At 74.8% G+C, this 7,301-nt stretch carries 7 protein-coding genes; 6 read left to right on the top strand and 1 reads right to left on the bottom strand.

The window, feature by feature from the left end; all coding sequences use genetic code 11:
• Positions 1-179: 179 nt before the first annotated feature.
• Positions 180-836: a TetR/AcrR family transcriptional regulator gene (locus ACIBAD_RS15800; RefSeq protein ID WP_398907120.1), complete on the bottom strand. Its 657-nt coding sequence runs from the start codon at positions 834-836 to the stop codon at positions 180-182.
• A gap of 172 nt (positions 837-1,008) precedes the next feature.
• Between ACIBAD_RS15800 and ACIBAD_RS15795 the strand changes: the two genes are divergently transcribed.
• From ACIBAD_RS15795 to ACIBAD_RS15770, 6 genes are all read left to right on the top strand, one after another.
• Complete coding sequence (locus ACIBAD_RS15795) at positions 1,009-1,824, top strand: phosphatase PAP2 family protein (RefSeq protein ID WP_398907117.1); 816 nt, start codon at positions 1,009-1,011, stop codon at positions 1,822-1,824.
• Positions 1,821-2,822, top strand: coding sequence for a hypothetical protein (locus tag ACIBAD_RS15790; protein WP_134069255.1), 1,002 nt, complete (start codon positions 1,821-1,823; stop codon positions 2,820-2,822). The genes ACIBAD_RS15795 and ACIBAD_RS15790 overlap by 4 nt, the downstream gene beginning before the upstream one ends.
• A 97-nt stretch (positions 2,823-2,919) precedes the next feature.
• Positions 2,920-3,186, top strand: a complete 267-nt coding sequence (locus ACIBAD_RS15785) for a GlsB/YeaQ/YmgE family stress response membrane protein (RefSeq protein ID WP_030154099.1) — start codon at positions 2,920-2,922, stop codon at positions 3,184-3,186.
• Positions 3,187-3,259: 73 nt separating this feature from the next.
• On the top strand, positions 3,260-3,760 hold the full coding sequence (gene rraA / locus ACIBAD_RS15780; RefSeq protein WP_398907115.1) for a ribonuclease E activity regulator RraA: 501 nt from the start codon (positions 3,260-3,262) through the stop codon (positions 3,758-3,760).
• A gap of 85 nt (positions 3,761-3,845) precedes the next feature.
• On the top strand, positions 3,846-5,525 hold the full coding sequence (locus tag ACIBAD_RS15775) for a peptide-N4-asparagine amidase (RefSeq protein ID WP_398907113.1): 1,680 nt from the start codon (positions 3,846-3,848) through the stop codon (positions 5,523-5,525).
• 27 nt (positions 5,526-5,552) lie between these two features.
• Positions 5,553-7,265: a serine/threonine-protein kinase gene (locus ACIBAD_RS15770; RefSeq protein WP_398907111.1), complete on the top strand. Its 1,713-nt coding sequence runs from the start codon at positions 5,553-5,555 to the stop codon at positions 7,263-7,265.
• The last annotated feature ends 36 nt before the right edge of the window (positions 7,266-7,301 follow it).

Genomic DNA, 7,301 nt, shown 5'->3' with positions numbered 1-7,301 from the left:
TCCGCCCGCCCCCCGCCCCCCCCGCCCCCCGCCCCCCACCCCACCCCCGGGGGGGGGCGCCGGGGGGGGGCCCCCCCGGCGGGGGGGGGGCCCCCCCCCGGGGGGGGGGCCCCCCCGCCCCGTCCGGGTGGCGCGCTGCCGCCGTCCCCACGAGGCAGCGCGGGCGGGTCGCCGTCCGGTCATCGGGAACGGCGGCCCACCGGTTCAGGGGCCCCGGCCCGGTCGGGATCCGGGGCGGGGGCGGGGGTCAGGCCCAGGGCGGGCAGCAGGGCCGCGTCGACGAACCGGACCAGGTAGTCGGCGTCGGCGTACCGGCCCTCCAGGACCGGCCGGATGCGCAGGACGCCCATCAGCTGCGCCGGCAGGAACTCCACGGCCGGGTGGCCCGCCGCGATCTCGCCGCGCGCCACGGCCCGCGCCACCATCGCGTCGAACGCGGCCAGCTCCGGCTCGACCAGCGCCTCGCGCAGCGCCGCCTGGAGCTCCTCGTCGCTGAGCACGGCGTGTCCGAGGGCCTGGGTGAGGCGGGTGTCGCGTCCCGAGTTGCCGGCCGCGATCCGGGCCGCCTCGCGCAGGTCGCCGGCGAGCGTACCGGTGTCCACCGCGGCCAGCGTGCCCTGCCGGTGCGCGCGCAGGGCGGCCGCGACCAGCTGGGGCTTGGTCTTCCACTGCCGGTAGAGGGTCGACTTGCCGCAGCAGGCGCGGGCGGCGACGCCCTCCATGGTCAGTGCCTCGTAGCCGTGCTCGCGCAGCTGTTCCAGGACGGCGTCGTAGAACTCCTGCACCCGTTCCGGGGTGATCTTGGAGCGGCGCGCGGCGGGCGCTGTCGACGTCATGGTGAGCGGCTCTCCTCGGGGGCTCCGCAGCTGATGTATCCGTGAGGAAAGTGTACGGGAACGCCAGCGTATCGGTACACCCGCGTATCGATACGCGAATGTATCGATACACTGGCGTGTCGATGTCCGCGTACAGGCGGCGCGCGAGCACAGAGAGAAGGAAGCGGGGGAAATGAGCTCCCACACCACACCCGCCGGGCCGGCCGACGGCCCGGTACCGGGTCCGAGGCGCCGACTCATACGCGAGCTGCTGCTCGTCGCGGGCCTGTTCGCCGTCTACAAGGCCGGCCGGATGCTCTCCACGGACCGCACCGACGAGGCGTTCCGCAACGCCGGCCGGGTCTGGGACGCCGAGCGCACCCTGCACCTGCCGGGCGAGGGCGCGGTCCAGCGGCTGCTCCTGCACGGGGACGCCCTCGTGCACACGGCGAACACCTACTACGCGGCCGTGCACTTCCCGGCGACCGCGCTCTTCCTGATCTGGCTGTACGTACGCCGGCCCGGCCACTACCTGTGGGCCCGGCGCGTGCTCGCCGTGCTGACCGGCGCCGCCCTGGCGCTGCACCTGGGCTTCCCGCTCGCACCGCCGCGGATGCTCACCGCCGCGCACCTCGTGGACACCGCACAGGTCTACGGGCCCTCCGTGTACCGGGCCGCGCCCGCCACGGACACCATGGCCAACCAGTTCGCCGCGATGCCCTCGCTGCACTTCGGGTGGGCGTTGATGCTGGCGCTCGGCATGATCGCCGCCACCCGGTCCCGCCGGCGCCTGCTGTGGCTGCTGCACCCGCTGGTGACGCTGCTCGTGGTCGTCGGCACCGCCAACCACTACTGGCTCGACGCGATCGTGGCCACCGTGCTGCTCGGCGGGGCGCTGCTCATCGTGCCGCGTCCGCGGGTCCGCTCCGGGTCGCTGGCCGTCGTACGGCACCTGCCGCGCCCGCGGAGCACCGCCGGGGCGGCCGAGGCCGTGGGGGCCGGACGATGAACGCCACCCTCCTCGCCGTCCTGCTCTGCCTCGCCTCCGCCGTGGCGTACGCGGCCGCCGCCGTGGCCCAGGAGCGGCTCGCCCGCGCGGCCGTGGCCCGCAGCGCCGGAGCCCTGCTCGGCAACGGGGCCTGGTGGTGGTCGGCCGGGCTGAACGCCGGCGCCGCGCTGCTGCACGCGGCCGCCCTGCGCTACGGGCCGCTCACCCTGGTCCAGCCGCTCGGCGCGCTCACCCTCGTCGCCGCCGTCCCCCTCGGGGCGCACGGCGCCGGCCGCCGGGTCGCGGCCACCGAATGGCGGGGCACCCTGGCCACCGTCCTCGGGCTCGGGCTGCTGCTGCTCCCGGCCTCCGGACCGGCCCCCGACGACACGCTCACCCTGGCCGAAGCCCTCGCCGTGTCCGGGGCCACGATCGCCGCGATCACGCTGCTGACCGTACGGCGGGACGTGCGCTCGGGGCTGCGGCACGCGACGGCGTCCGGGCTGGCCTCCGCCGTGGCCTCCGCCCTGACCCAGACGGTGGCCGTCGCGGGAGGCCGAGGCGGGGCCCTGCTCAGCGTGCGGGTCGTCGCGGTCGCCCTGCTCGTCGTGGTGTTCGCGGTCGGCGGGATGCTGCTGTCACAGCGGGCCTACCGGGGCGGGCTCGGGGCGCCGCTCGCCGTGGTGAACCTGGCCAACCCGCTGGCCGCGGCCGCCATCGGCATGATCCTGCTCGGCGAGCGCCTCCAGGGCGGCGCGTTGGGCCTCCTGCTCGCCGTGGCCGGCGCCCTCGCGGCGGCGCGCGGGGTGCTGCTGCTGACGCGGACGGCGCCGGGCGCGGCGCCCGTACCGGTCGCTGCCTCCGTGCCCGTACCGGCTACTGCCTCCGTGCCCACGCCCGTACCGGCTGCTGCCTCCGTGCCCGTACCGGTCAACGCCTCGGTGCCCGTACCGGCACCCGCGCCCTCGCCCGCACCCGAACCGGCGGCCGCCGTTGCGACCAGCCGGGTGGCGGTCTGAGACGGCCGAGAACCGTTTCGCAGGTGTTCGCGTCCTCCCTGGTGAGAACGGGTGAGAACACGGACACCTACGTACGAGCGAAGCGGAGTGAACGACCATGGGGATCGTCAGCTGGATCGTCCTGGGGCTGCTGGCCGGCTTCATAGCCAAGGTCCTGCTGCCCGGCCGCGACCCCGGCGGCCTGATCGGCACCACGCTCATCGGCATCGCCGGAGCCTTCATCGGCGGCTGGCTCTCCGCGAAGTTCCTGGACAAGCCGATCGGCCACGACTTCTACGACCCCGCCACCTGGGGCTCCGCGATCGCGGGCTCGCTGGTCCTGCTCATCGGCTATCGCATCCTCTTCGGCAACTCCCGGGACTGAGCCGCCCCGAGGCCACCGGTTAGGCTCGGGGCGGCACGGCGCGACGTACGAGCTGCGAGGAGCCCCACGACCCATGAGCGTCACCCCTGTCCCTCCCGTCACCCCCGTCCCCACCAGCGACCTGTACGACGAACACGGCGAGGCCCTGGCCCTCTGCACCACGCAGTTCCGCCAGTTCGGCGGGCGGCGGCTCTTCGCCGGCCCGGTGCGGACCGTCAGCTGCCACGAGGACAACGCGCTCCTGCGCGAGCTGGTCAACACGCCGGGCGGTGGCGCGGTACTCGTCGTGGACGGCGGCGGCTCCCTGCGCACGGCCCTCACCGGCGACCTCATCGCCGGAGCGGCGCAGCGCAACGGCTGGGCGGGCCTGATCATCAACGGCGCGGTCCGCGACAGCGTGGCCCTCGGCGGCCTCGACCTCGGTGTCAAGGCGCTGGGCACGGTCCCCCGCAAGAGCGGCAAGACGGGCGCGGGCGCGGTGGACGAGCCGGTCACCATCGGCGACGTGACGTTCCGTCCGGGGGACACGGTCCACGCGGACGACGACGGTACGGTCATCCTCCCCACCGCCTGAGCTGGTCGGCGAGGGGCGAAATTCGGCCAGGGGCGGGCCGGGGCCCCTGGTGCCGGGCCCGCGGGGCGGGATTCACTGCGGGGCCATGACACGACACAGGATCATGGGCCTGCTCGGCGCGCTCGCGCTCGCCGCGGGCACCCTGGCCGGCGCCGCGGGACCCGCGGCCGCCGCCGACCCGACCGCGCACGGGAGCGGGGCCCGCAGCGCCGCCGCCGAGCGGCGGACCGAGCCGCCCGCGGAGTTCGGGAGCGACTGGCACGACCCCCTCACCGCCGCCCCGCCCGTCGCGCGCCCCGAGACCCCGTCCTGCGAGGTGACCGTCGCCGAGGCACAGTTCCGCGACTACACCCCGTACGTCGGGAGCTACGCACCCCCGGCCGCATGCGGCGGGACCTGGGCCAAGGTCGTCCTGCGCATGGACGGCAAGGTCAAGGGCCGCCAGTACGACCGCCTCGGCCACCTCTCCCTCGGCGGCGTCGAAATCCTGCGCACCTCCACCCCCGAGCCCTCGCCCGACGGGATCACCTGGTCCGTCGAGAAGGACGTCACCCGCTACCGCGACACCCTCAGCCGGCCGCAGCCCGTCGAGATGCTGATCGGCAACGTCGTCAACGACACCTACACCGGCGTCATCGACGTCAAGGTCACCCTGACGTTCTACGCCGCCGACCGGGACCGGCACGCCGCCGCCCCCGACACCCCCGACCGCGTCCTGCCGCTGACCACCCCCACGGTCACCACCCCGCGCAACACCGAGCGGCTGCTCGCCGAGGTGTACGCCACCGGCTCCGGCGGCGGATGCGAGGAGTACTGGTACATGACCACCCCCGACGCCGCCCCGTACTCCTGCAAGGCCGCCGACGGCCCGTACCGCGAGGTCAGGATCTCCGTCGACGGACAGCTCGCCGGCATCGCGGCCCCCTTCCCGACCGTGTGGACCGGCGGCTGGTCGAACCCCTTCCTCTGGTACGTCACCCCCGCGCCCCGCGCCTTCGACGTCCAGCCGGTCGTGTACGACCTCACCCCGTACGCAGCCCTCCTCAACGACGGCCGCCCGCACCGGATCGAGGTGTCCGTCGCCGGCGTCCCGGCCGGGCAGAGCGGCTGGAGCACCCCGACGAACCTGCTCCTGTGGCAGGACGAGGACCGCGCCGTCGTCACCGGCTCCCTCACCCGCCACGAGGAGGGCGAACCGGCCAACTCCACCCGCTGGACGCCCGCCCCGCCCGGAACGCCCGCCGCGCAGCACCGCCTCGACACCGAGGGCGGCCACCGGCTCACCGTCGCCGGCCGGCTCGACACCTCCCACGGCCGGGTCACCACCACCGTCACCCGCGCCGTGCACAACACCTCCGTGCACCGCTGGACGGAGGGCGAGAACCAGGACGCCCTGACCGCGACCTGGACCGACGACGAGAGCGTCACCCGCGGCTCCACCACCGTCCGCACCGCGCGCACCCACACGATGGACGGCGAGACCACCCTCGGCGCCGGGGACCGGCTGCGTACCGTCATCGCGCTCGGCGACCGCGCCGAGACGACCACCCTGCGCGGCGGCCGCACCGTGGACCGGACCCGGCTCGACGACCGGTACACGGGCGATGCGAGCTACACGGCGAACGTCCCGCGCGAGCAGCGGCACGCGGTCGGCACCAGCTCCGAGCACTACCAGCTGTACGGGGCGGACGCCGGACACGGGTGCTACGACCGGACGGTGTCCACCGCCCAGGGCACGGTGACGGTGGACCGCCGACGCTGCTGACAGCGGCTGCGCCTACGATGACCGGCCATGGACATGAGTGAGGCCGGCAGACAGCTGGTCGACGGCCGCTTCGAACTGATCGCGCCGCTGGGCGCCGGCGGTATGGGCACGGTGTGGCGTGCCCGCGACATCGCACTGCACCGCGACGTCGCCCTGAAAGAGGTGCGCCCGCCGGACCCGGCAACCGCCGCCGCCCAGCCCGGACTCACCGTCCAGCTGCGTGAACGCGCCATCCGAGAGGCCCGCGCGCTCGCCCGGCTGGCGCACCCGCACGTGGTGACGATCCACCACATCGTCGAGCCCGCCGCCGACACGGACGGACATCCGTGGATCGTGATGGAGCTGGTCAAGGGCGGCTCCCTGCACGACAGGCTGGAGTCGGGGCCGATGCCCGTCGCCGACGTGCTGCGGCTGGGCCTCGACGTGCTGGCCGCGCTGCGGGCAGCCCACGCCGAAGGCGTGCTCCACCGCGACGTGAAGCCGGCCAACGTGCTGTTGCGCCCCGACGGCTCGGCCGTGCTGACCGACTTCGGCATCGCGGCCCTGCACGACTCCACCGCCCTCACCTCCACCGGCGTGCTCATCGGCTCGCCGGAGTACATCGCCCCGGAGCGGGCCCGCGGCGAGGAGGGCCTCGCGGCCTCCGACCTCTGGTCGCTCGGCATGCTGCTCTACGTGGCCGCGGAGGGTGCCCATCCGCTGCGTCGTGCCACCACCCTGGCGACCGTCGTCGCCGTCCTCGACGAGCCGATCCCGGCTCCGGTGCGCTCCGGGCCGCTGGGGCCCGTACTGGAACGGCTGCTGGTGCGGGACCTGTCCGTACGCCCCGACGCGGCGCAGCTGGAACAACTGCTCCGGGAAGCGAGCAGTGCTCTCGGGGGCGGTGCCCCGACGGCCGCGCCGCCGACGGTGCTGGGCCAGTACGGGCCGCCGAGCCCGCAGCCGGGACCCGGGATCGGCGCAGGCCCCGGCCAGACCCGGCCCGCGCAGCCGCAGATCCCGCAGCCCTACGCGCCGTCGGCGCCGTTCACCCCCGGCGGCGGCTCCCCGTACTCGGTCACCACCCCCGTCCCGGCGGCGCACGCGCCGCGCCGCCGCCCGGCGCTGCTCGCGGGCCTCCTCGCGCTGGTCCTGGCCGGCGGCGTGATCGGGCTCGTCAAGTGGATGCCCGACGGGAACTCCGGCGGCGGCAGCGGCGAGGCGAAGGGCGGCACCACCGCGAGCACGGGCCCCTCCACCACCCCCGGCCCCAAGCAGAGCCTCCCCAAGACGGCCGCCAGCCCGGTCGCAGCCCCCAAGGGCAGCCTCCTCACCCCCGCCAATGTGCGGACCGCGATCGAGGCCCTCAAGCAGAAGACGGGCACCACCCAGTTCGTGGAGATGAACATCTACGAGGAGTACGTGCTCGCGTCCATCCCCACCGCCCCCGGAGCCAAGACCTACGACCGCTACCAGTACCGCGACGGCGAGGCGACGCGCACCGGCCCCGGCAGCACCATCAAGGCGGACGAGCCGCTGATCGACATGGCGACCGTCAACTGGGACGCCCTGCCCGGCCTCCTCGACCAGGCCAAGCAGGAGCTCGGCGTGGCCAACCCGACCTCCCGCTACGTCATCGTCGAACCCTGGCTCATGGACAACACCCCCTCCATGCGCCCCTACCTCACCGACGAGTACGGACAGGGCGGCTACGTCTACGCCGACACCCAGGGCAAGGTGAAGAAGGTCTACCGCTCCTGACATCGTGTACCGGTACGAGCGGTTCGATTCGGGGAG

This window comes from Streptomyces sp. NPDC051109, assembly GCF_044455885.1.
Lineage (GTDB): Bacteria > Actinomycetota > Actinomycetes > Streptomycetales > Streptomycetaceae > Streptomyces.
Note: the sequence above shows the minus strand (reverse complement) of the source record. Positions and strands in the feature narration are given on the sequence as shown.